General features: G+C 61.5%; 18 protein-coding genes and 3 pseudogenes. 12 read left to right on the top strand and 9 right to left on the bottom strand.

Going from position 1 to position 21,824, the window contains the following annotated elements; genetic code table 11:
* Positions 1 to 340 precede the first annotated feature (340 nt).
* The 3 genes from NKI29_RS08125 to NKI29_RS08135 form a co-directional block, all read right to left on the bottom strand.
* Positions 341 to 1,024: a response regulator gene (locus NKI29_RS08125; RefSeq protein ID WP_023679211.1), complete on the bottom strand. Its 684-nt coding sequence runs from the start codon at positions 1,022 to 1,024 to the stop codon at positions 341 to 343.
* Between the two features lie 737 nt (positions 1,025 to 1,761).
* Positions 1,762 to 2,331, bottom strand: a complete 570-nt coding sequence (gene gfa / locus NKI29_RS08130; protein WP_352795818.1) for an S-(hydroxymethyl)glutathione synthase — start codon at positions 2,329 to 2,331, stop codon at positions 1,762 to 1,764.
* A 71-nt stretch (positions 2,332 to 2,402) separates the two neighbouring features.
* Positions 2,403 to 3,530, bottom strand: coding sequence for an S-(hydroxymethyl)glutathione dehydrogenase/class III alcohol dehydrogenase (locus NKI29_RS08135; RefSeq protein WP_352795820.1), 1,128 nt, complete (start codon positions 3,528 to 3,530; stop codon positions 2,403 to 2,405).
* Between the two features lie 242 nt (positions 3,531 to 3,772).
* Between NKI29_RS08135 and NKI29_RS08140 the strand changes: the two genes are divergently transcribed.
* The 5 genes from NKI29_RS08140 to NKI29_RS08160 all read left to right on the top strand — a co-directional run bounded on the left by NKI29_RS08140 (position 3,773) and on the right by NKI29_RS08160 (position 8,398).
* A complete protein-coding gene (locus NKI29_RS08140) occupies positions 3,773 to 5,023 on the top strand; it encodes a lanthanide ABC transporter ABC transporter substrate-binding protein PedA1 (protein ID WP_352795821.1) in 1,251 nt (416 codons plus the stop codon).
* 21 nt (positions 5,024 to 5,044) lie between these two features.
* Complete coding sequence (locus NKI29_RS08145; RefSeq protein WP_352541893.1) at positions 5,045 to 6,010, top strand: YVTN family beta-propeller repeat protein; 966 nt, start codon at positions 5,045 to 5,047, stop codon at positions 6,008 to 6,010.
* A 98-nt stretch (positions 6,011 to 6,108) separates the two neighbouring features.
* Positions 6,109 to 6,897 carry a lanthanide ABC transporter ATP-binding protein PedB/LutE gene (locus NKI29_RS08150; RefSeq protein ID WP_352724298.1) on the top strand — a complete coding sequence of 263 codons (789 nt, stop codon included), beginning with the start codon at positions 6,109 to 6,111 and terminating at the stop codon, positions 6,895 to 6,897.
* 11 nt (positions 6,898 to 6,908) lie between these two features.
* On the top strand, positions 6,909 to 7,769 hold the full coding sequence (locus tag NKI29_RS08155; RefSeq protein WP_352450693.1) for a lanthanide ABC transporter permease protein PedC: 861 nt from the start codon (positions 6,909 to 6,911) through the stop codon (positions 7,767 to 7,769).
* Positions 7,769 to 8,398 carry a hypothetical protein gene (locus NKI29_RS08160; RefSeq protein WP_352724297.1) on the top strand — a complete coding sequence of 210 codons (630 nt, stop codon included), beginning with the start codon at positions 7,769 to 7,771 and terminating at the stop codon, positions 8,396 to 8,398. The genes NKI29_RS08155 and NKI29_RS08160 overlap by 1 nt, the downstream gene beginning before the upstream one ends.
* A 27-nt stretch (positions 8,399 to 8,425) precedes the next feature.
* Here NKI29_RS08160 and NKI29_RS08165 read toward each other — a convergent pair whose 3' ends face one another.
* From NKI29_RS08165 to NKI29_RS08180, 4 genes and pseudogenes are all read right to left on the bottom strand, one after another.
* Positions 8,426 to 8,626 carry a hypothetical protein gene (locus NKI29_RS08165; RefSeq protein WP_352724296.1) on the bottom strand — a complete coding sequence of 67 codons (201 nt, stop codon included), beginning with the start codon at positions 8,624 to 8,626 and terminating at the stop codon, positions 8,426 to 8,428.
* Between the two features lie 295 nt (positions 8,627 to 8,921).
* Positions 8,922 to 9,736: pseudogene (locus NKI29_RS08170) on the bottom strand (oxidoreductase).
* Positions 9,737 to 9,802: 66 nt separating this feature from the next.
* Complete coding sequence (fabF, locus tag NKI29_RS08175) at positions 9,803 to 11,107, bottom strand: beta-ketoacyl-ACP synthase II (RefSeq protein WP_352724293.1); 1,305 nt, start codon at positions 11,105 to 11,107, stop codon at positions 9,803 to 9,805.
* A gap of 47 nt (positions 11,108 to 11,154) precedes the next feature.
* Positions 11,155 to 11,733, bottom strand: coding sequence for a TetR/AcrR family transcriptional regulator (locus NKI29_RS08180; protein ID WP_352541912.1), 579 nt, complete (start codon positions 11,731 to 11,733; stop codon positions 11,155 to 11,157).
* Between the two features lie 252 nt (positions 11,734 to 11,985).
* Here NKI29_RS08180 and NKI29_RS08185 point away from each other — a divergent pair, with 252 nt between their 5' ends.
* Positions 11,986 to 12,444 (top strand): nuclear transport factor 2 family protein, encoded by a 459-nt coding sequence (locus tag NKI29_RS08185; RefSeq protein ID WP_352795822.1) that lies wholly within the window; start codon positions 11,986 to 11,988, stop codon positions 12,442 to 12,444.
* Between the two features lie 127 nt (positions 12,445 to 12,571).
* Here NKI29_RS08185 and NKI29_RS08190 read toward each other — a convergent pair.
* Positions 12,572 to 12,869: pseudogene (locus tag NKI29_RS08190) on the bottom strand (TetR/AcrR family transcriptional regulator); the annotation flags it as partial.
* Between the two features lie 81 nt (positions 12,870 to 12,950).
* Between NKI29_RS08190 and NKI29_RS08195 the strand changes: the two are divergent.
* From NKI29_RS08195 to NKI29_RS08210, 4 genes and pseudogenes are all read left to right on the top strand, one after another.
* A complete protein-coding gene (locus NKI29_RS08195) occupies positions 12,951 to 13,313 on the top strand; it encodes a hypothetical protein (protein ID WP_352503292.1) in 363 nt (120 codons plus the stop codon).
* A gap of 85 nt (positions 13,314 to 13,398) precedes the next feature.
* Positions 13,399 to 14,505 carry an efflux RND transporter periplasmic adaptor subunit gene (locus NKI29_RS08200; protein ID WP_352795823.1) on the top strand — a complete coding sequence of 369 codons (1,107 nt, stop codon included), beginning with the start codon at positions 13,399 to 13,401 and terminating at the stop codon, positions 14,503 to 14,505.
* Between the two features lie 2 nt (positions 14,506 to 14,507).
* Positions 14,508 to 17,617 (top strand): annotated as a pseudogene (locus NKI29_RS08205) (efflux RND transporter permease subunit).
* A gap of 146 nt (positions 17,618 to 17,763) precedes the next feature.
* The gene (locus NKI29_RS08210; RefSeq protein ID WP_352795824.1) at positions 17,764 to 18,378 is read left to right on the top strand and encodes a TetR/AcrR family transcriptional regulator; all 615 of its coding nucleotides are present in this window, start codon (positions 17,764 to 17,766) and stop codon (positions 18,376 to 18,378) included.
* A gap of 437 nt (positions 18,379 to 18,815) precedes the next feature.
* Here the strand turns inward: NKI29_RS08210 and NKI29_RS08215 are convergent, their stop codons facing one another.
* Positions 18,816 to 19,775, bottom strand: coding sequence for a LysR family transcriptional regulator (locus NKI29_RS08215; RefSeq protein ID WP_352795826.1), 960 nt, complete (start codon positions 19,773 to 19,775; stop codon positions 18,816 to 18,818).
* A gap of 123 nt (positions 19,776 to 19,898) precedes the next feature.
* Between NKI29_RS08215 and NKI29_RS08220 the strand changes: the two genes are divergently transcribed.
* Positions 19,899 to 20,945, top strand: coding sequence for a class 1 fructose-bisphosphatase (locus NKI29_RS08220; protein WP_352724288.1), 1,047 nt, complete (start codon positions 19,899 to 19,901; stop codon positions 20,943 to 20,945).
* Positions 20,946 to 20,950: 5 nt separating this feature from the next.
* Positions 20,951 to 21,823 (top strand): phosphoribulokinase, encoded by an 873-nt coding sequence (locus NKI29_RS08225; RefSeq protein ID WP_352795828.1) that lies wholly within the window; start codon positions 20,951 to 20,953, stop codon positions 21,821 to 21,823.
* Position 21,824 lies beyond the last annotated feature (1 nt).

Raw genomic sequence — 21,824 nt, forward strand, 5'->3', positions numbered from 1 at the left:
CCCTGGTGGGCGATGGGCTGAAGATGTTGTGATAAATGGCCGCGTGGCTACGGTCTCCGACACGCCGCTCGCTCAGGAGCTAATGAAGACTTTTAATAGAGCATTCAAAAAGCAATTTAGTAAAATCAAAGCATTCTACGTTGGACCGGTGGCCGCCATTTTACTAGACGCGGGAAAGCGGCTAACTGCTGCAGAGCAATCGCCGCGTGAATTTGATCTGACTAGAGAGGCGCGGGTTGCTTAGCTGGTGTCGGGAACGTGAGAGCCGTGGCTAGTCTAGTCCGATTGCGGTGACACGAGTGCGCGACTACGGTGACAGTGCGCTTTTTAGCGAGCCCTCTCAAAACCCCGCCGGATCGCGAAAAAGCTCGGCATTGTCGAGCTTCGAGACCTCGATCACCGCCTGTGTGCGGCTGTAGACGTTGAGCTTGCGCAGGATTTCGGAGACATGCGCCTTGACTGTGGTCTCGCCGACCTGCAGTTCATAGGCGATCTGCTTGTTGAGCAGGCCCTGGCGCAGCATCTGCAGCACTTTGAGCTGCTGCGGCGTCAGCGTAGCCAGGCGCTGCACCATCTCGGCGCGGTCGGTGCTGTCGGCGTCGCGCGGCCGGCCTTCATAAGTCTCGGGAACATAGATCGCGCCTTCCATCACCGAGCGAATGGCGGCCGCAAGGTCGCTCTTGCGCGCCGATTTCGGGATGAAGCCGGCCGCACCGTACGACAGCGCCTCTGAAATGATCTTCGGTTCCTCATAGCCGGAGACGATGACCACCGGCAGGCGCGGATAACGCGTCCTGAGCTGCAGCAGCCCGTCAAACCCATGCACGTCGGGCATACTGAGATCGAGCAGCGCCAGGTCGAACGGCTTGGCATCCGTCAGAAGCTCGAGCGCCTCGGCAATCGAGCGTGCCTCGACCGTGTCGACTTCCGGATAGGCCATCTGCACGGCACTATGCAGCGCCTCGCGAAACAGCGGATGGTCGTCAATGATCAGGAACCTGGCGCGATCGGTCATCAGCTTCATTTCGGTTTGGTCTGGCCTAGAATAGTCCTGCAACCATGGCCAGCTTATTGGCAAATAGTACATTGCCATCTTGGCCGGCTAAAGCAGAATGTGCCCATGATTTCCGCGGCGCCACGCGGCAGATATGGCCGTTCTGAAATGCAATGCCTTGCCCGGTGGGCCAAATCGGCCGAATGTGCCGGCGACAGATCCATTGAAACAGAGACAGGTCGTGACCGACTTCCGACTTCGCGTGACAGCCAGTGACCGCCGGCTTTCGCACTGTTGCCGGCCGCCACACGACGCTTCCCCGACGCCCGCCTTGTTCGCGGCCGCACCGATGGTATCGGCTGGCCTGGGGTCGCGCTGGTATACGGGCTGGTTTCCTGGACAAAACGCAGCAAGCTGATGGTGTTGCCGTTCAAGCCCCGCTAGGCGCTCGATGCCGTACTGGTAAGGAGCACCACCTTGCCGCCATCGCGCTTTGGGCGCGAATTTGCCCGCGATATCCAAGCTGTAGTCCACGATCTGGGCCGCGCCAAGCCAGAACCAACTGATCGCAGTCGCTGATCTTGAAGCTATACGATCCGGTTGGACCAATTTCAGCGTATTCCCGTTGAGCCCAACGCCCCCCGAGGCTGACAGCACGTCGGCAATGACTTACGAATCGTGTCCGTCTACGCGCTCGCCTGCGTTCGTTCCAACGCGTGGGACCGGGCGATTTCGTCCGGCCCCCAAGGATAGTGTCTGATCAGTCGTTAGGCCGGCAACGCGCCGGATCTCTTGGCCGTCCAGGTGGCGATATAGTCCATCAGTCCTGGATTGAGGCAATCATAAGGTTCGAGCCCGATCGACTTCAGCTGTGACCTTATGCCGTCCATGCGGCTCGGATCGACACCGGACTCGATGATCGAGGAGACAAAGGCGGTGAAGCCCGGCGGCGCCCAGCCGTCTTCCTGGAAGCGTTCGGGATGGATGAACGACAGCCCCTTGAAAGCGTGGTCGCGCTCGACCGGGCCGTGCATGTGGACGCCGCAGCCGGTGCAGGCATGGCGCAGGATCAGCGCGCCCGGATCGACGATCTTCAGCTTGTCGCCGTTTTCGGTCACCGTCACGTCGTTTGTACCGGCAACCGCCACGACCGAGAACAGCGCGCCTTCCGGCTTCCAGCATTTGGTGCAGCCGCAGGCATGGTTGTGGGCGATCTGGCCCTTGACCTTCACCTTCACCGGGTTGCTGGTGCAGGCGCAGACCAGCGTGCCGCCGGCAAAGTCGGCCTTTTGCCTGGGCAGTCCATTGTCGATTTTAGGATGCAGTTTTTCCGGCATTTTTGTCTCCTCCCGTGTTGAACATCTGCATTTTTCGGCCGCTGGCTGGTTAGCCGGCGGCTTTCTCGTCCTCAGTAAACCACCACGCTCCTGATCGACTTGCCTTCATGCATCAGGTCAAAGCCCTTGTTGATGTCCTCGAGCTTCAGCGTGTGGGTGATCATCGGATCGATCTCGATCTTGCCGGCCATGTACCAGTCGACGATTTTCGGCACGTCGGTGCGGCCGCGCGCGCCGCCGAAGGCGGTGCCCATCCAGGTGCGGCCGGTGACCAGCTGGAACGGCCGCGTCGAGATCTCCTGGCCGGCGCCGGCAACGCCGATGACGACCGACTTGCCCCAGCCGCGATGCGACGCTTCTAGCGCCTGCCGCATGACTTTGGTGTTGCCGGTGCAGTCGAACGTGTAGTCGGCGCCGCCGATCTGGTCGGCGCCGCGCTTGGTCATGTTGACGAGATGAGCCACGACATCGCCGTCGATCTCCTTCGGATTGACGAAATGCGTCATGCCGAATTTCTCGCCCCATTCCTTCTTGTCGTTGTTCAGGTCGACGCCGATGATCATGTCGGCGCCGGCAAGGCGCAGGCCCTGGATGACGTTGAGGCCGATGCCGCCGAGGCCGAACACGACCGCCGTCGCGCCTTGCTCGACCTTGGCGGTGTTGATCACCGCACCGATGCCGGTGGTGACGCCGCAGCCGATGTAGCAGATCTTGTCGAACGGGGCGTCGGCATTGACCTTGGCCACCGCGATCTCGGGCAGCACGGTGAAGTTGGAAAAGGTCGAGCAGCCCATATAGTGGAACAGCTTGTCCTTGCCGATCGAGAAGCGCGAGGTGCCGTCAGGCATCAAGCCCTGTCCCTGCGTGGCGCGGATGGCGGTGCACAGATTGGTCTTGCGCGACAGGCAGGACGGGCACTGCCGGCATTCCGGCGTATAGAGCGGGATGACATGGTCACCCTTCTTGACCGAGGAGACGCCCTTGCCGACGTCGACGACGATGCCGGCGCCCTCATGGCCGAGGATCGCCGGAAACAGGCCTTCCGGGTCGGCGCCCGACAGCGTGAACTCGTCGGTGTGGCAGATGCCGGTTGCCTTGATCTCGACCAGCACCTCGCCATCACGCGGACCTTCGAGGTCGACCTCCATGATCTCCAGCGGCTTTCCGGCGGCGACGGCGACAGCGGCGCGCGTTTTCATCAGGCAGTTCTCCCAAGACGAACCATAGAGTTTCACATTCCGCCATTGCTGCGGATGAGACCGCAACACGCTCATTCATCGCCGTATCCCCGCGAAAAGGAATAGGACTAAAGCAGACACGTAAGTTCACTTGCAGGGCTTTGATAAATCTTGTGGCGTCCGCTAAGCTCATTGTGGGCACCTTGAATTCGCGCTGGTCCGGGAACAATCGGACTTTAGTGCAAGAATGGGCAGTTTTATCGATGACGAGCGCGGTGCCAGGCACTCTCGTGGCCTTTTTGTGCTTTTTTTTCCAGACCGCCAACGTTACAGGCGTGATGGCCCAGGAAGTGACGGGCAAGCAACCGGTCGCAGCCGACAGGCCGGAAAGAAAGATAACCGAAATCAGAATAGGTTATTTGCGGGCCTACGCGCCGCAACTGGCGCTTTCCCTGCTGGACCTGCCGCCACGCGACGAAGGTGTCGCCGGCGCCAATGTGGCGATCGGCGATAACAACACGACAGGAAAGTTCCTCAGCCAGAAATTCAGCCTCGACATAGCCGAGGTCAAGCCGGACGGCGACGCGGTTCAGGCGTTCAACGATCTGATTGCCAAAGGTGACCGCTATATTGTCGCTGACCTCTCGGCCAGGCAATTGCTGTCGATCGCCGACATCGCCCGCGACAAGGGCGTTCTGGTCTTCAATGTCGGTGCCACAGACGACAGCCTGCGCGAGGAAGACTGCCGCATAAACATTTTCCATGTGGCGCCGACACGAAGCATGCTGGCTGACGCGCTGGCGCAGTATCTCGTGACAAAGAAATGGCCGAATTGGGTGCTGCTCTATGGTTCGCATGAGCGGGATCATCTCTATGCGGCCGCGTTGCGCCGCGCGGCGGCTCGCTTCGGCGGTCAGATCGTCGCCGAGAAGGAGTTCAAAGACACTGGCACGGCGCGCCGCACCGACACCGGCGCCACGCAGATACAGCAGCAGATTTCCGTGTTCACGCAGGATCTGCCGGAGCACGACGTGGTGCTTGTCGCCGATGAGAGCGAGGTGTTCGGAACCTATGTGCCCTACCGCACCTGGACACCGCGGCTGGTCGCTGGCACGGCCGGTCTTGTCGCATCGTCCTGGCATCCCGCGAGCGAGCAATGGGGTGGCATTCAAATGCAAAGCCGTTTCCTGAAGACGACCGGCCGGCGAATGCTGTCCAAGGATATGTCGGCCTGGACGGCGGTGCGGGCGGTGGGCGAAGCCAGCACACGGACCAATGGCGACGATCCGAAGAAGATCAGCGACTACATCCGCTCGGACGATTTCTCGGTCGCCGCCTTCAAAGGACAGAAGCTGACCTTCCGCAAGTGGAACCATCAGCTTCGCCAGCCAATCCTGCTCGGCGACACCAAATCCGTGGTCTCGACATCGCCACAGGAGGGTTATCTTCACCAAATCTCCGAGCTCGATACGCTCGGCGTCGATCAGCCGGAAACGAGATGCGTCCTTAAGTAGAACCAATCGGGAGGAATTTTCGTGCAGAGACGAGCTTGCGCACTCGCCATTCTCGGCTTCATGGCCAATCCGGCGTGGGCTTACACCGTTTATGTCTCCAACGAGAAAGACAATACGATAACGGTCGTCGACACGGCGACGATGCAAGTGGTGAAGACCGTCGAAGTCGGCCAGAGGCCGCGCGGTATCACCATCTCGCATGACGGCAAGTTCATCTATTTGTGCGCCAGCGATGACGATACGATCGAAATCATCGATACCGCGACGCTGCAGATCGTTGGCACGCTGCCATCAGGCCCCGATCCCGAACTGTTCGTGCTTTCGCCCGACGGCAAGACGCTCTACGTCGCCAACGAGGACGACAATCTCGTCACCGCGATCAACGTCGAGAGCAAGCAGGTCATGACCGAGATTCCCGTTGGGGTGGAGCCTGAAGGCATGGCCGTCAGTCCCGATGGCAAAACCATGGTCAACACCTCCGAAACCACCAGCATGGCGCATTTCATCGACACCGACAGCCATGAGGTGACCGACAACGTCCTGGTCGACACGCGTCCGCGCTTTGCGCAATTCAAGCCCGACGGATCACAGATCTGGGTCAGTGCCGAAATCGGCGGTACCGTCAGCGTCATCGACAGTCTCAAACGCGAGGTGGTGAAGAAGATCCAGTTCGCGATTGCGGGACTGCGGCCCGAAACCATCCAGCCGGTCGGCATCGCAATCAGCGCGGACGGCAAGAAAGCCTATGTCGCGCTCGGCCCAGCGAACCACGTCGCCGTCATCAACACCGAAACCTACGAGGTGGAAAAATACATCCTGGTCGGCCAGCGCGTCTGGCATCTCGACTTCACCCCCGATCAGAAGACGCTGATCACCACCAACGGCAATTCCAACGACATCACCTTCATCGACACGGCGACGGACGAGCCGGTTCAATCGGTTACGGTGGGCCAGCAGCCTTGGGGCGTGGCCATATCGCCCCACTAGACCGCAGCAATGATCAGGGAGGCCGACGTGATGAATATTTGCCGCGGGGATGTTGCAAGTGCACTAGATGACCAGCGCGCCCCGAAGGAGCCAGCGGCATGCAGCATGTGAGGACAAGCGGAGCTGGAGAGGAGGTGGCAGCGCTCGATGTTGCCGGCATCAGCCATTCCTATGGTCCGAAGCGAGTGCTCCAGGACGTCTCGTTCTCGATCGCGCCGGGAACTTTCACCGTTCTGCTCGGCCTCAATGGGGCCGGCAAGACAACTTTGTTCTCACTGATCAGCCATCTTTACGGCACCCGCCGCGGATCGATCCGCATCTTCGGCCATGACGTCAGCCGCGCTTCGGGCGAAGCGCTCAGGCGTGTCGGCATCGTATTCCAGGCACGCACGCTCGACCTCGACCTCAGCGTCCACCAGAACCTCTCCTACCACGCCTCGCTGCATGGCATTGGCGGACACCAAGCCCGGCAGCGCATTGCCGCGCTGCTCGATACAGTCAACATGCAGGGCCGTCAGCATGACAAGGCACGCAGTCTTTCCGGCGGCCAAATGCGGCGCATCGAGATCGCGCGGGCGCTGCTCCACCGCCCTTCCCTGCTGCTGCTCGACGAGGCGACGGTCGGTCTCGACATCCAGTCGCGTGCGGGCATTTTGGCCACCATCCGCAAACTCGTCGAAACCGAGGGCATCGGTGTGCTGTGGGCGACGCATCTGATCGATGAGGTCGAAGACGGCGACCATGTCGTCGTGCTGCGGCAGGGCGACCTGGTTGCCAAGGGTAAGGTGGCCGATGTCGTTGCGACGAGCGGTGCCAGTTCGATCCGCGACGCCTTTTCCAGGCTCAACCGCATCGAAACAAGCGGCATCGCGGAGATGTCGCCATGAGCGCTCCCGCAATGCCGGCAAAAGTCGCCACCCTCACGCCGGTGAAGTTCGAACAGTTTGGGCTCCACCACTACCTCGTTTGCCTCAAAGGGATCGTCGTGCGGGAGTGCCTGCGCTTCCTGCATCAGCGCGAGCGCTTTATATCCTCGCTGGTTCGGCCGCTCGTCTGGCTGTTCATTTTTGCCGCCGGATTCCGGCAGGTGCTCGGCGTATCGATCATCCCGCCCTACAAGACCTACGTGCTCTACGAGGTCTACATCACGCCGGGCCTGTGCGGCATGATTCTGCTGTTTTCGGGCATGCAGTCTTCGCTGTCGATGGTCTATGATCGCGAAATGGGCAACATGCGCACCCTGCTGGTCAGCCCCTTCCCGCGTTGGTTTTTACTGATCTCGAAGATGCTCGCCGGTGTCGCCGTGTCGATCGCGCAGGTTTACGCGTTCCTGATCGTTGCCTGGTTCTGGGGCGTCAAGGCGCCGCCGCTTGGCTATCTCACCGTGCTGCCGGCGCTGTTCCTGTCAGGCATGATGCTGTGCGCGCTCGGCATGCTTCTGTCCTCAATGATCAAGCAGCTCGAAAACTTCGCTGGCATCATGAACTTCGTCATCTTTCCCGGCTATTTCGCTTCTCCGGCACTCTATCCCTTGTGGCGTATCCAGGAGGCTAGCCCCCTGCTCTACAAAATCTGCCTCGCCAATCCATTTACTTACGCCGTCGAACTGATCCGCTTCGCCTTCTACGGCCAGGTTGACTGGCTGTCGCTGGGCGTCGTTGCCGGCTGCACGCTGCTGTTCCTTGCCGCCGCCATCATCGCCTACGACCCTTCGCGCGGCCTGATGACCCGCAAACAGGACACGGGAGGAAATGCCTGATGGCGCGAATGATCCATGTTCGCGGTCTGGCTCTGGTCGCCATGCTCGCGCCGGGCGTCAACGCCATGGCGGCCAACCCCGATCCAGACTGGCCCTGCATGCAGCGCAAGGTGCCGCAACTCTCGCTCGGCCAGATCTGGAGCGGACCGGACCTTCCTTCAGCGGCGAAGGACTGGTCGAAGGACCCCACCATCTCCGCCCTGATCGAGGAAGTGGCAGCTCGCCGGATGCCGATTGCGGAAGCTCAAAAGAAGATCAGGGATTTCGCGGCCTCCTTGCCGGCCGAGCAACTTGCACCCAAAATGGCGATGATGGTGCAAGGCATGTTCGACCACCTGGACGCCGAGCGCTCGCAGGTGATCTCCGGCATTTCCCGCTACGCCCACAAGCAGCTCGAAATGGCCGCCGCGTTGCGCAAGGAAGGGTCCGATGTCGATGCGTTGCGGGCAAAGCCGGATGCAGATCCCGAAGAGATCGATCGGCGAACCGAACAGCTGAAATTCGCAACGCGAATTTTCAATGAACGCGTCCAATCACTGACCTACGTCTGTGAAGTGCCGACGATAATCGAGCAGCGGCTTTATCAATTGTCCAAGGCCGTCTCGGAAACGCTCGCCGCGAAGAAATAGAACCTCATTCGATCTTCGCGGCGGATATCACGATCCACGGCCGGGCAGCACGCGCCAGCGCTGAACGAAATAACGGGGATGCGTCTCGATCCACTGGGCTACCAGCGATTGCGCCTGCATGAAGGCGGTCCCGGGATTCATCGCCAGGCCGTCCACCATCTGTTCGCGTTGTTCACAGGTCTGCGGCACATCCGTCAGGCAGACCATCATAACGAGCGTGTAGAGCATTACCCCTTGTCCCCTTCGATTCCCGAACCCCATGCCCGGGAGTTTCCGTGATACCGACCAGTCTGCAGGGATCGCACATACGGATCACTTACGGGTGTGAAAGGAACGTGGCCCCCGCTCTTTCGCGCCGCAATATAACATGGCGCTAATCTAACGCCAATGACCGCAGGGCTCGGTCGCGGCCGGGCCCGCAACGAAAAAGCGCGTCCGGCTGTGCCAGTGCCAAAAAATGTGAACTCCTGGAACGCGCTCTCGCATGGGCTCGACCGAAACAGGAATATCATTGTTGTCGACCTCAGACCGGCAGTCCGTTCTGCTTTCGCAGGCTCTTGTCGAAAGCGGATGCGGGGACGAAACGGCGCAGGAAACTGACCTGGCGCGCCATTTTTCCAGCCGCATACCGCCTCTTCGGAGCGGGATCGGTCGCAGCCGCCAAAACGGTCCTGGCCACCACTTCCGGCGCATCGCCTTTTTCCATCGCTTTCCGCACAGCTGCATTCATGCCGGCGCGCGCAGAGTCATAGATGTCAAGCAACTGATCCGGCCTGGCGAGATTTTCTTCAAATGAGGTGCGGGATAGGCGGGCTCCACCAACACGACGCGAATTCCGAAAGTACGCAGTTCGTGGTCGAGCGATTCGGAGTAGCCCTCCACGGCATGCTTGGTCGACGAATAAAGCGCGAAATAGGGAGCTGGAATGAACCCCTGCACCGAGCTCAAATTGACGATTCTGCCCTTGCCTTGGCGGCGCATTGTCGGCAACACCGCTTTGGTTACTCGCATAACGCCAAAGACGTTCACGTCAAACAACGACTTGGCCTGGGCCATCGAGGACTCCTCCGCGCCACCAAGCAGGCCAACGCCGGCATTATTGACAAGCAGGTCGATGCGCCCGGTCTCGGCCAGCACGTCCTGGACAAGTTTCGCCACGGACGTGTCATCGGTCACGTCACAGGCCAGCATGGTAACCCCATCGGATCGGTCGACGACGGCGCGACGGCTGGTTCCGAACACGCGAAAGCCCGCGTTCTGCAGGGCTTTGGCCGTTGTGTGCCCGATACCGCTGGATGCCCCCGTCACCAGGGCGACGCCTAGATTGGTCTTGTTCATGGAGGTCACTTCTTTCTTCGTTTTGGATTGGCGTGGGAGAAGCACGACAGGTCGGAGCGAAAGGCGTCAATCATGAGCGCCTCCGGTACTCGCGCCGGCCAGATCATCCGTCCAGCGCCGGAACAGCGCGCTGGCATTAACGCCTCCGAAGCCGAAGCCATTGGAGATTGCATAGCCCATCGCCATCGGCCGGGCCCGGTTTGCGACGAAGTCGATCCCGTCGCCGGCCGGATCGGGAGCGCTCAGATTGAGGGTCGGCGGTGCCATCTGATCCCTGAGTGCCAGGATTGCGAAGATTGCTCCGAGCCCGCCGGCGGCTCCGAGCAGGTGTCCGGTCGCCGATTTCGTTGCACTGACAGCTATCGCGAAATCGCGCCCGAACACGCTCTTGATCGCTTCGATCTCACCCAGGTCGCCCACCGGCGTGGAGGTCGCATGGGCATTGAGATGACGAACCTCGCGGGGCGAAATCCCTGCTTGGGCGATTGCGATCTCCATGGCCCGGCGCGCACCGTCGCCGTCCTCGGGACCGGAGGTGACGTGATGAGCATCCGCCGTCGTGCCGTAGCCGACAAGCTCGGCCAGCGGTCTTGCGCCGCGCGCCAGCGCGTGGCTCAAGTCCTCGATGACCAGCATGCCGGCTCCTTCGCCCATGACGAAGCCGTCCCGCGACTTGTCGAACGGTCGGGAGGCCTCATCAGGACGGTGATTAAAGGACGTCGAAAGAGAGCGTGCCGCGGCAAACCCACCGAGGCTGACAAGATTCATGCATGCTTCCGTCCCGCCGCACACGGCAATATCGGCCTCGTTGGCGCGGATTAGGCGAGCCGCATCGCCGATCGCCTGAATGCCGGCCGCGCACGCCGTCACGGGTGCACCGAGCGGACCTTTGAAGCCATAGCGGATCGAGACGTGGCCTGCCGCGAGGTTCACCAGGAAGGACGGCACCGTAAAAGGTGATAGACGGCGGACGCCGCGCCGGTCGACCGTGCGCACCGCCTCGGTTATGGCCGGGAACCCGCCGACGCCCGAGGCGATGATCGTGGCCGTGCGCAAGCGATCCGCTTCCGAGACGGGGGCCCATCTTGCTTGGGCGAGCGCCTCTTGTGCCGCGGCCAGCGCAAAGAGAATGAACCGGTCTACCTTGCGCTGATCCTTCGGCGGAAGGATGGCTTCCGGATCGAAACCAGCGTCCGGATCTTCTTCTGTGGAGGGCACCACCCCGCCGACCTTCGCCGGCAGGTCGCACACCACATCATCCGCAAGCCTCCGGATGCCCGAGCGGCCGGCCAGGAGACGCGACCAGGACGTTTCAACATCGGCAGCAAGGGGCGTAACCGCTCCCATGCCCGTAACAACAATCCGTCGCATCTATTTTCCTGTCAGTTTGGGCGCGCCGCAGGCGCTGCGCACGCCATTCAAGCGCCGGCTGCTTCGCGAACCTGTTCTGTCGCCGCATCCAGAAATGCCTGCGCGAGGTCGGGGTCGTTGACGACGCGCGAAAGGAGCACCGCACCGACCATTGTCGAGAGAATGGCCATGGCCTTGTCGCCGGGCCGCTCGCCGTCGGCCTCGCCAACCCAACTACCAAACATCTCAAGATATTCCCTGATCCCGGCTTCGAACGACGCTCTCACGTCCACGCCCTGTCTGGCGGCATCCGAACCGAGCGCCACGATCGGGCAGCCGTCCATCCTTTCTTCGCGATGGTCCATGCTGAGGTAGAACGCGATCACCGCGCCAAGCGGATCCTCGGGTTTTGCCGTAGTCGCGGCCGACCATCGGTGGGTGGCGCTCTCCATCGCCCGTTTGGACGCCTGCGCCGCCAGGTCCTCCTTTGACGCGAACTGCTTGTAAAAAGCGCCTTGGGTCAGCCCGGCACCCTTCATCAGATCCTTAAGGCCAATGCCGTCAAAACCGCGCTCCCGAAAAAGGCGGCTTGCCACATTGATAACGGTTTCACGGTTTTCCGCAGCCTGAATGCGACTTACGCGCATCGGTAATCTCCCTTTTAGCTTGTGTTCGTAATCTATATCTTATATAGAGGGCGAACGCAATCTATCAAGAGAAGATGCGAGATGATCCGCAAAATCCCGACCGCTCCGCTCTTGGCCGCACTGAGATGGGCATGAAAACGAGACCCGCCATCGTGCTGGCGGGCGTCCCGTTCGGTGGTCTTCCCGACAGCGCCACGGATCCGGCCAGCGGACAGAAAACCACTAAGGTTCCACCGGATCAGGAGAGGTCAAATGCTATACAGCTATTTTGTCGAGAAATCGATCCGACAGAGCTTCGACCACGTAAACAATCATCGCTGGGATGAGGCGGTGAAAGCAGTCGCGCCGAATGTCCATCACCGCGTTTCCGGCGCCCACGCGCTCGGTGGTGAGCGCCACGACAAGGAAGCCCTGCGCCGCTGGTTTGAGCGCCTCGGCCGTGTGCTCCCCAATCTCCATCTCACGGTTAACCACATCTGGGTGAAGGGCTGGCCGTGGCACACTACCGTGTTTGCCCAGTGGGACGGCACCGCAACGCTGTTCAACGGCGACACGTCGTACGTCAACCGTGGTCTCCACGTGTTCACCTTGCGGTGGGGCAGAGTCCATGCACTTGAGGAATTTTACGATTCACAAGCAGCGGCCCGCGGTCTTGCCGCCCAAGCGACAGCTGGCCTCGAAGAAGCTGTCGCCGAACAGATTATAAGTTAGCAGCAGCGCGGTGAGAGGCCCGTCGCGTTGACCGCGGGTGCGCTATCCGGCCTCATCGCTTAGCTGGTGGTCGCCCAGTACGGTCGGCTCGGCAAATGCGTATTTCTCCACCAGCGATGCCTCCCGATCCTCGATTATCAGAATCGACCCGGTAGAACGCGATCACCGCGCCAAGCGGGTCCTCGGGTTTTGCCCCGGTCGCGGCCGACCCTCGGAGGGTGGCGCTCTAAATTGCCCGTCTGGACGCCTGCGCCGCAAGGTCCTCCTTTGAGGCGATGCTTGTAAAAGGCGCCTTGGGTCAGCCCGGCACCCTTCATCAGATCCTTGAGGCCGATGCCGTCAAAGCCACGCTTCCGCAAAAGGCGGCTTGCCACGTTGATTGCGGTTTCGCGGTTTTCCGCGGCCTGTATGCGACTCACACGCATCGTCGATCTCTTTTTTTAGATTGCATTCGTAATCTATCTGCTATATAGATGGCGAATGCAATCTAAAAAAGGAGACACGAAATGATCCGCAAGATCCTGAGCGCTTCGCTCCTGACCGCGCTGTTTCTGGCGACCCCAGCGTTTGCCGAGGAAGCTACCGTCGGACGCCCAATCGAAGCCGGCAGCCTGCACAACGGACGCCTCGACATGGTGGTCTATTACGTCCCAATCGACGGCGACCTCCTGGAGGTCACCGCCACCTTCGCGCCCAAGGGCGGAGGCGATCCGCTGCGCGTCGTCATGGGCCTCGCCGACCGCGACTCCGTTGCCTTCTCCATGCCGGGCTACCGGGGCTCTCTCTACGCGTTCTCGAGGTCCGGCGAGGAGGTGACAGTCGCGACTGGGACCGACAAGCATCCGCGCGCCGACGCGCTACCGGACTGACTCGCCGCGCAGGTCGCAGCCGGCCGCTGCCGGTCGACACAGCATAGAGAATGAACGCAATCTATTTCGGCATGAGGCGATGGGCATGAAAAAGCGACTTGTCATTGGGCTGGGCAGCGTCCTGGCCGCGGGGTTAGGGGTGGCCGCATTCGTCACGCTGCCCATTCGCACGCAGGCAACCGCAGTGGCGGATCCGAGGCAGGAAGCGCCGATCGTCAGATTGGTGACGGCGGCGCCAGTGGCTGGATCCGAACGCGGTTTCACGGGCACGATTGCCGCGCGGGTGCAGAGCAATCTTGGTTTTCGCGTACCCGGCAAGATCATCGAGCGCCTGGTGAACGTCGGTGAACGGGTCAAGGCGGGCCAACCGCTTCTGCGGATCGACGACACCGATCTGGCTCTCGCGCTCACCGCCAAGCGCAATGCGGTCGCCGCGGCACGCGCTGTGCTGGTTCAGGCGAGCGCGGACGAAAAGCGCTATGCCGTTCTGGTCAAGAAGGAATTGGCAGCAACTCCGCAGCGCTACGAGCAGGCGAAGGCCGCGTTGGATACCGCGACCGCACAACTCGCCGCCGCCGAAGCGGAAGCGAAAGTCGCGGAAAACGAAGCGGCCTATTCCGTCCTGGTGGCGGACGCGGATGGAACTGTGGTCGAAACCATCGGCGAGCCGGGACAGGTCGTCTCCGCCGGTCAGACAGTGGTTCGGATCGCCCAGGCCGGCCCTCGTGAAGCGGTGGTCGCGCTTCCCGAAACGATCCGGCCGGCGATCGGCTCTGTGGCCGAGGCCGCCGTTTATGCGGCCGATGGGCGCCATACGGCGCATCTGCGGCAGTTGTCGGATGCCGCCGATCCCCAGACCCGTACCTATGAGGCCCGCTATGTGCTCGACGGGGAGGCCGCGGCAGCACCGCTTGGCGCGACCGTGACTATCCGGATCACAAGCCAGGCGAGCCAGCCGGAAGTCCAGGTGCCGCTCGGAGCCGTGCTCGATGATGGCGGCAAGACAGGCGTTTGGGCCCTGGATCGCGCTACCTCGACCGTACACTTCCAACCTGTCGGCCTTGTTCGTGTGACAAGCGAAAGCGCCGTGGTCTCCGGGCTGAACATGGGAGATCCGGTCGTTTCGCTCGGCGCTCATCTTCTGCAGGAGGGCGCTCGCGTCAGGTCTGCTTCCGAAAGCGGGAGCAACTGACGATGAACCTCAATTTTTCAGCGATCGCCGTTCGCGAACGGGCCGTCACCCTGTTCTTCATCCTCCTGCTCGTGGCGGCTGGCGCCTACGCGTTCCTTATGCTCGGGCGGGCGGAGGATCCCAACTTCACCATTAAGACCTGACGGTCACGACGGCATGGCCGGGCGCGACGGCCCGCGAGATGCAGGACCTTGTCGCCGAGCCGTTGGAGAAGCGGCTTCAGGAGCTCACCTGGTACGACCGGGTGGAGACGACCACACGGCCAGGTTATGCGTATATGATGGTTACGCTGAAGGACAGCACGCCGCCATCCGTCGTGCAGGAAGAGTTTTACCAGGCCCGCAAGAAGCTGGGGGATGAAGCCCGCAACCTGCCGCCCGGCGTCTACGGCCCCTTCGTCAACGACGAATATTCGGATGTGAGCTTCGCCCTTTATGCGCTGAAGGCCAGAGGCATGCCGATGCGTGAGCTGGCCAGGCAGGCCGAGGCAATTCGACAGGACCTCCTGCACGTGCCCGGCGTCAAGAAGATCAACATCCTCGGTGAGCGCCCCGAACAGATATTCGTCGAGTTCTCCTATGCCAAGCTGGCAACGCTGGGCGTGTCGGCACAGGATATCATCGTCGCATTGCAGCGGCAGAACACCGTCACACCGGCGGGCTCGATCGATACTCAGGGGCCGCAGGTCTTCATCAGGCTCAACGGCGCTTATGACAGTGTCCAGGCTATCGCCGACACGCCGATCGTTGCCGGGGGGCGGACGCTGAAGCTTTCCGACGTTGCCGAGGTCCGCCGCGGCTACGAGGACCCTCCCACCTATCTCATCCGACGCCAGGGCGAGCCCACCATCATGCTCGCGGCCGTTATGCAGGAGGGTTGGGACGGTCGCGCGCTCGGCAAGGCGCTGGAGGACCGGACGGCGGCCATCGCACGAACATTGCCGCTTGGGATAACGCTCGACAAGGTGTCCGACCAGGCCGTCAACATCACCTCGGCGGTCGACGAGTTCATGTTGAAGTTCGCGATGGCGCTCGGTGTCGTGCTGCTGATCAGCCTGCTCAGCATGGGCTGGCGCGTCGGCATCGTCGTGGCGGCCGCCGTCCCGCTGACGCTTGCCGCCGTGTTCCTCATCATGCTGGAGACCGGCCGGTTCTTCGATCGCATCACGCTCGGCGCCCTCATCCTGGCGCTCGGTCTTCTCGTGGACGACGCCATCATCGCCATCGAGGTGATGGTGGTGAAGATGGAAGAGGGCATGGATCGCATCAAGGCGGCGGCCTATGCCTGGAGCCATACCGCGGCGCCGATGCTGTCGGGAACGCTCGTGACGATCGCTGGGTTCCTGCCCGTGGGCTTCGCACGCTCGACGGCCGGCGAGTACGCTGGCAATATCTTCTGGGTCGTAGGGTTCGCTCTCATCGTCTCCTGGATCGTCGCCGTGGTCTTCACGCCCTACCTTGGCGTCAAGATGCTGCCCGCGATCAAACCGGTCGAAGGCGGCGTTCACGCCATATACGACACACCGAACTATCGGCGCCTTCGCCGGCTCATCATCTTTGCCGTGCGCCACAAGTTCGTAACCTGCGGTGTCGTCGGCATCGTCTTCGCACTTTCGGTTGTCGGCATGGGCAGCCTGAAACAGCAGTTCTTCCCGACATCCGATCACCCCGAAGTGCTGGTCGAGGTTCGTCTGCCGGAAGGCACCAGCATCGAGACGACGACCGCCACAGTGGAGAAGCTGGAGCACTGGCTGGACGGCCAGCCCGAAGCCAAGATCGTGACGAGCTACGTCGGTCAGGGCGCTCCGCGCTTCTTCTTCGCGATGGCACCGGAACTGCCTGATCCTGCCTTTGCCAAGATCGTCGTGCTGACACCGGACGCGGAGGCGCGCGAGGCGCTGAAGCACCGGCTCCGGGAGGCGGTATCGCAGGGGCTCGCGCCGGAAGCCGATGTCCGCGTCACGCAGCTTGTGTTCGGACCCTATACGCCGTTCCCTGTCGAGTTCCGGGTCACGGGGCCTGATCCCGCGCAACTCTATAGCATTTCCGAGAAGGCCCTCGATATCATGCGGGGCGTCCCGGACGTGCGGCAGGCCAACCGCGACTGGGGCAACCGCACGCCCGTACTGCGCTTCATCCCTGACCAGGATCGACTGAACCTCATCGGCCTCTCGCCGGCGGAAGTAGGCCAGCAGCTCCAGTTCCTCCTCACCGGCATCCCTGTCACGCAGGTCCGCGAGGACATTCGCAATGTCCCCATCGTGGCGCGCAGCGCTGGGGCTGAGCGGCTGGATCCGGCGCGTCTGGCGGATTTCTCGCTGATGAGCCGGGACGGCCGCCAGATTCCGCTCGACCAGATCGGTCATTCGGAGATCCGTCTTGAAGAGCCGATCCTGAAGCGCCGCGACCGGACGCCCGTCGTCACGATCCGGTCGGATATCAACGAAGCGACTCAGCCTCCGGAGGTCTCAAAGCAGATCATGAAAGCCCTTCAGCCGCTGATCGCGTCCCTTCCGGCCGGCTATAACATTGAAATGGGGGGATCGATCGAGGAGGCTGAGAAGGCCAACACTGCTTTGGGCAAGATCTTCCCGGCCATGATCGCCGCCATGCTGATCGTCATCATGCTGCAGGTACGATCCTTCTCGACGATGGCCATGGTCGTGCTGACCGCACCGCTTGGGCTCGTCGGCGTCGTGCCGATGTTGCTCACCTTCAACCAGCCCTTCGGGTTCAACGCCATTCTGGGCCTGATAGGGCTGGCCGGCATCCTGATGCGCAACACCCTGATCCTGACCGAACAAATCAAGGAGAACCGTGCTGCCGGCCTTGACGACTATCACGCCGTCATTGAGGCCACCGTGCAACGCACGAGGCCGGTGATCCTGACGGCGCTTGCCGCCGTGCTGGCTTTCATCCCCCTTACGCACTCCGTGTTCTGGGGATCGATGGCCTATACGCTGATCGGCGGCACGGCGGCCGGCACGGTGCTGATCCTGCTCTTCCTTCCCGCTCTCTATGCCGCGTGGTTCCGGATCAAGCCGACCGCAGATGTGGCCCATGAGGCTTCGACCGAGGAACCGGAATTGCAAACAGCGATGGCTGCCGAATAGGGCACTGTTGTCGGAAAAGACGGTTCAAGTTCTCGCCCGCCGGTTTTGCCTGAACATATGCAGGGCCAGCCGGACGATCTTGCCGCTTACAGATGATCGCCCAGGGCGAGCCCGGCAGATCCGTTTCATCAGTCCTGGAGACATCCATGAATCGTCCGCTCCGAATGCGAACTGATCCCGACGAGGTGCGCGCGCGCATCCTGGAGGTGGCGGAGGGGCACTTTCGCCGCATCGGCTACAACAAAACGTCGGTGGCCGACATCGCCTCCGAACTCAGCATGAGCACGGCAAACATCTACCGCTTCTTCCCCTCAAGGGACGCAATCAAAGAATCCATCTGCGGGAAAGCTTTGAACGAGGTAGCTGACATCGCCCTCGCAATCGCGCGCACGAACGCGTCGGCCGGGGAGAAATTGGGTCAGCTACTGACCGCCGTTCACCATCACAAGAAGATGACGCTGGTCAAGGAAAGGCGCATGCACGACCTGATTGTCGCCGCCATGCAGGAGAACTGGGCGACCATCAAGGCGCATATCGAGCACGTGGTAACTACCTTAGGGGTCATTATCCGCGAGGGCATCGAATCGGGCGAATTCAATGTCGACGATTCCGCTACGGCGGCGCGTGCCGTCCACACCGCGTTCACGCCGTTCCTCCATCCGATCCTGATCGAGCACTGCGTCCAATACGGCGAAGACACCGAAGCGGGCCTGCGCGAGCAGATCCGATTCATCCTGAAAGCTCTCGGCAAGTCGGATTGACCAGCCTGCCGTATGCAGGATCAAGCCGCCGCTGATGACATCCACGAGGACTCGACGGAGGAACTTGACACACGAACAGCAACGGTTGCCGAACCATGTGCCGGAAGAGGTGCAAAGCCGTCCCTCGTCCGAGACAGCTCTCCAAAGGCAGCCATTTCGGGCGATGCCCGCTGACCAGCCGGATGCGGACCTTGCAGCCCGCCTTCCGACGGTCGGCTTAGGGGTCGACTCCGGCCGCTCGGCCTTGATCGCTTTAGCGACCGCTCACGCGCAGCTAAGCCATACGGACAAGCGGTTGCGTCGCTCCATTCGGACTTCCATCCTAAATGATTCGAGCCTTAGGGGTTAGTCGAGTCGAAGCTGCCGCTCAGCGCCACCGCCGTTCTCCTGTATTTGCACGCCACGTCCCTACTACGACCGAAACTTGTTGAACTAGGCTAACTCGCGCGACCTCTACTGTTCAGTTCCTCGTGCGGATAGAGCTTGCCGAACAGTGGCAGGTACATCGCGCCCTTGCGCATCAGAAAATCGTGGAAGGTCGCCATCGCCGGCGAAATCGCGTGATCGCTGCGCATCACCGAAAACCATTGCCGGCGGATCGGCATGCCGACAACGTCGAGGATAACCAGCCGGCCGGCTTCGGTTTCGGCAGCGATGGTGTGGGCAGAGATGAACGCGATGCCGAGCCCGGCCATCACCGCCTGCTTGATGGTCTCGTTCGAGTCCATCTCGACGCCGAGATCGTCGATACGGCCGGGCACGTCGCTCAAAAATATTTCCAGCGAGATGCGCGTTCCGGAGCCGGGCTCGCGAATGAGGAAATGCTCCTCGGCGATCCGCTCCTTGGAAATGTCGCGTGCCGACGCCAGCGGGTGGTCGGGCGGTGCGATGATGACCAGCGGGTGATCGCCGAAGACCGAAGCACGCACCGGGACTTCCTTCGCCGGGCGTCCCATCAGCGCGATATCGATGTCGTGGTTCTTCAGATTGTCGATCGTCTCGGCGCGGTTGCCGATGGCAAGGCGCATATCGATATCGGGGTGTTCCTTCATGAAGGCGGCCATCAGCCGCGGCGCGAAATATTTGGCCGTGGAAACGACGCCGAGCCGCAAGCTGCCGGCGCGCACGCCCTTGATTGCATCCATCTTGTCTTCGAGCAGACGAAGCCGCTCCTCGATGGCCTGTGCCGTCTCGACGAAGGCCAGACCTGCGGCAGTGGGACGCATGCCGTCCGACGTCCGGTCGAACAAGGCCAGTTGGAACTCCTCCTCCACCTGCCGCAGCTGGATCGTCACCGCTGGAGGAGACAGGCCTAACACCTTGGCCGCGCTGACGATTTTTCCGTGGCTGATGATTGCCTGAACGGTCTTGAATTGCTTAAGCGTGAGGTTTCTCATATGGCATACTAAAATTTTTTTATTGCCTGAGTAAAGTTATTGAATTTTACTTATCCAGCGTCGTTTGTTCTCCTTTCCCAATCCAGCCGACCCGAGGAGAGGCGGCTGGATCGGGAGGTTACGATGCCAGCGGCAACGCTCGACGCTTTTCTGAACTCCTATCTTGGCGAGCCGGACGAACTGCGCTCCGCGGTCGTAGCGACCATCCGTCAGCTGACGCAGGCGGCCACCACGATCCGCAACACCATCAATCAAGGGGTGCTCGGCACGGCCTTTGCCGGAACCCGCGGCGCCAATGCTGACGGCGACATCCAGAAGGATCTCGATGTCTTCGCCGATGACATCTTCCTCGACGCCATGCGCCACGCTCCGGTCGCGCTCTACGCTTCCGAGGAACTGGAGCAGCCGGTGCTGCTCGACAGGCAAGCGCCTCTTGCCATCGCCATCGACCCACTCGACGGCTCTTCCAACATCGACACCAACGTGTCGATCGGAACGGTCTTCTCGCTCCTCCCTGCAATTGGTGCGCCGGATGGAAATCCGGCCGCCTCGTTTTTGCAGGCAGGGGTGAACCAGCTGGGCGCCGGCTTCTTCATCTACGGGCCGCAGCTGGCGCTGGTTCTGTCGCTCGGCAGCGGCACCCATGTCTTCGTTCTCTCGACCAGGCTCGGCACCTTCGTCCAGGCCTACGAGAGCCGGATCATCCCCCAGCGAACCCAGGAGTTCGCCATCAACGCCGCCAACTACCGGCATTGGGACGAGGCGGTGCGGCTCTACATCGACGACTGCCTCGAAGGTACCGAAGGCCCACGTGAGAAGGACTTCAACATGCGCTGGATCGCCTCCCTGGTTGCGGACTGCTACCGCATATTGATGCGCGGCGGCGTATTCCTGTATCCAGGCGACAAGCGCAAGACTTACCGCCAGGGGCGACTGCGCCTCGTCTATGAGGCAAACCCGATCGCCTATCTCGTCGAACAGGCGGGCGGTGCCGCCACCGATACGATCACCCGCATCCTCGAAATCGAACCAGAGAACCTTCACCAGCGCGTGCCCATGGTTTTCGGATCGGCGCGGGAAGTCGCGCGCATCACCCGCTACCACACCGAGCCGAGCGCCATCGGCGAGCGCGCGCCGCTGTTCAGCCGCCGCGGCCTTTTCAGGGCCTGAAGACCATGTCGGCAAAGCACCCCATCATTACCATCACCGGGTCGTCGGGCGCAGGCACTACCTCTGTCAAGCGCATCTTCGAGCTGATCTTCCGGCGCGAGAACATCGGGGCCGCCTTCATCGAAGGCGATGCTTTCCATCGCTACGACCGCGCCACGATGAAGACGAAAGTGGCCGAGGAGGAAAAGGCGGGCAATCCGAACTTCACCCACTTCCACGCCGAGGCCAATGAACTGACAATCCTCGAAGAGGTATTCGAGGAATATGGCCGCCGGGGAACCGGAAAGACCCGCACATACATCCATGATGAGGATGAGGAGAAGCAGTACGGCACGCCGCCGGGACATTTCACCGAATGGCGCGAATTTCCCCCGAGCGACCTGCTCTTCTACGAGGGCCTGCATGGCTGCGTCGTCACCGACAAGATCAACCTGGCCAGGCACGCGGATCTCAAGATCGGCGTGGTGCCGGTCATAAATCTCGAATGGATCCAGAAGATCCATCGCGACCGCGCAACGCGCGGCTATTCCACCGAGGCAGTGATGGACGTGATCCTGCGTCGCATGCCGGACTATGTCCGCTACATCGTCCCGCAGTTTTCGCAGACCGCCATCAACTTCCAGCGCGTGCCGATCGTCGACACGTCCAATCCATTCATCGCGCGCTGGATTCCGACGCCCGACGAATCGATGCTGGTCATCCGCTTCGCCAATCCCCGCGGCATCGATTTCCCCTACCTGCTTTCGATGATCCACGACTCGTTCATGTCGCGGCCGAATTCCATAGTGGTGCCCGGCAACAAGCTCGACCTTGCCATGCAGCTGATCCTGACGCCGCTCATCCTGCAATTGATCGAACGCAAGAACCGTGTGTCGTGAG

The organism is Mesorhizobium sp. M0678 (assembly GCF_040320505.1).
Taxonomy (GTDB): Bacteria; Pseudomonadota; Alphaproteobacteria; order Rhizobiales; family Rhizobiaceae; genus Mesorhizobium.

Excerpts from the sequence above, each read along its gene's own strand:
- NKI29_RS08160 (WP_352724297.1), top strand. The coding sequence starts at position 7,769 with ATGGCGCGAATGATCCATGTTCGCGGTCTGGCTCTGGTCGCCATGCTC.
- NKI29_RS08220 (WP_352724288.1), top strand. The coding sequence starts at position 19,899 with ATGCCAGCGGCAACGCTCGACGCTTTTCTGAACTCCTATCTTGGCGAG.
- NKI29_RS08155 (WP_352450693.1), top strand. The coding sequence starts at position 6,909 with ATGCCGGCAAAAGTCGCCACCCTCACGCCGGTGAAGTTCGAACAGTTT.
- gfa (WP_352795818.1), bottom strand. The coding sequence starts at position 2,331 with ATGCCGGAAAAACTGCATCCTAAAATCGACAATGGACTGCCCAGGCAA.
- NKI29_RS08150 (WP_352724298.1), top strand. The coding sequence starts at position 6,109 with ATGCAGCATGTGAGGACAAGCGGAGCTGGAGAGGAGGTGGCAGCGCTC.
- NKI29_RS08215 (WP_352795826.1), bottom strand. The coding sequence starts at position 19,775 with ATGAGAAACCTCACGCTTAAGCAATTCAAGACCGTTCAGGCAATCATC.
- NKI29_RS08185 (WP_352795822.1), top strand. The coding sequence starts at position 11,986 with ATGCTATACAGCTATTTTGTCGAGAAATCGATCCGACAGAGCTTCGAC.
- NKI29_RS08165 (WP_352724296.1), bottom strand. The coding sequence starts at position 8,626 with ATGCTCTACACGCTCGTTATGATGGTCTGCCTGACGGATGTGCCGCAG.
- NKI29_RS08195 (WP_352503292.1), top strand. The coding sequence starts at position 12,951 with ATGATCCGCAAGATCCTGAGCGCTTCGCTCCTGACCGCGCTGTTTCTG.
- NKI29_RS08140 (WP_352795821.1), top strand. The coding sequence starts at position 3,773 with ATGACGAGCGCGGTGCCAGGCACTCTCGTGGCCTTTTTGTGCTTTTTT.
- NKI29_RS08210 (WP_352795824.1), top strand. The coding sequence starts at position 17,764 with ATGAATCGTCCGCTCCGAATGCGAACTGATCCCGACGAGGTGCGCGCG.
- fabF (WP_352724293.1), bottom strand. The coding sequence starts at position 11,107 with ATGCGACGGATTGTTGTTACGGGCATGGGAGCGGTTACGCCCCTTGCT.
- NKI29_RS08135 (WP_352795820.1), bottom strand. The coding sequence starts at position 3,530 with ATGAAAACGCGCGCCGCTGTCGCCGTCGCCGCCGGAAAGCCGCTGGAG.
- NKI29_RS08125 (WP_023679211.1), bottom strand. The coding sequence starts at position 1,024 with ATGAAGCTGATGACCGATCGCGCCAGGTTCCTGATCATTGACGACCAT.
- NKI29_RS08225 (WP_352795828.1), top strand. The coding sequence starts at position 20,951 with ATGTCGGCAAAGCACCCCATCATTACCATCACCGGGTCGTCGGGCGCA.
- NKI29_RS08200 (WP_352795823.1), top strand. The coding sequence starts at position 13,399 with ATGAAAAAGCGACTTGTCATTGGGCTGGGCAGCGTCCTGGCCGCGGGG.
- NKI29_RS08180 (WP_352541912.1), bottom strand. The coding sequence starts at position 11,733 with ATGCGCGTAAGTCGCATTCAGGCTGCGGAAAACCGTGAAACCGTTATC.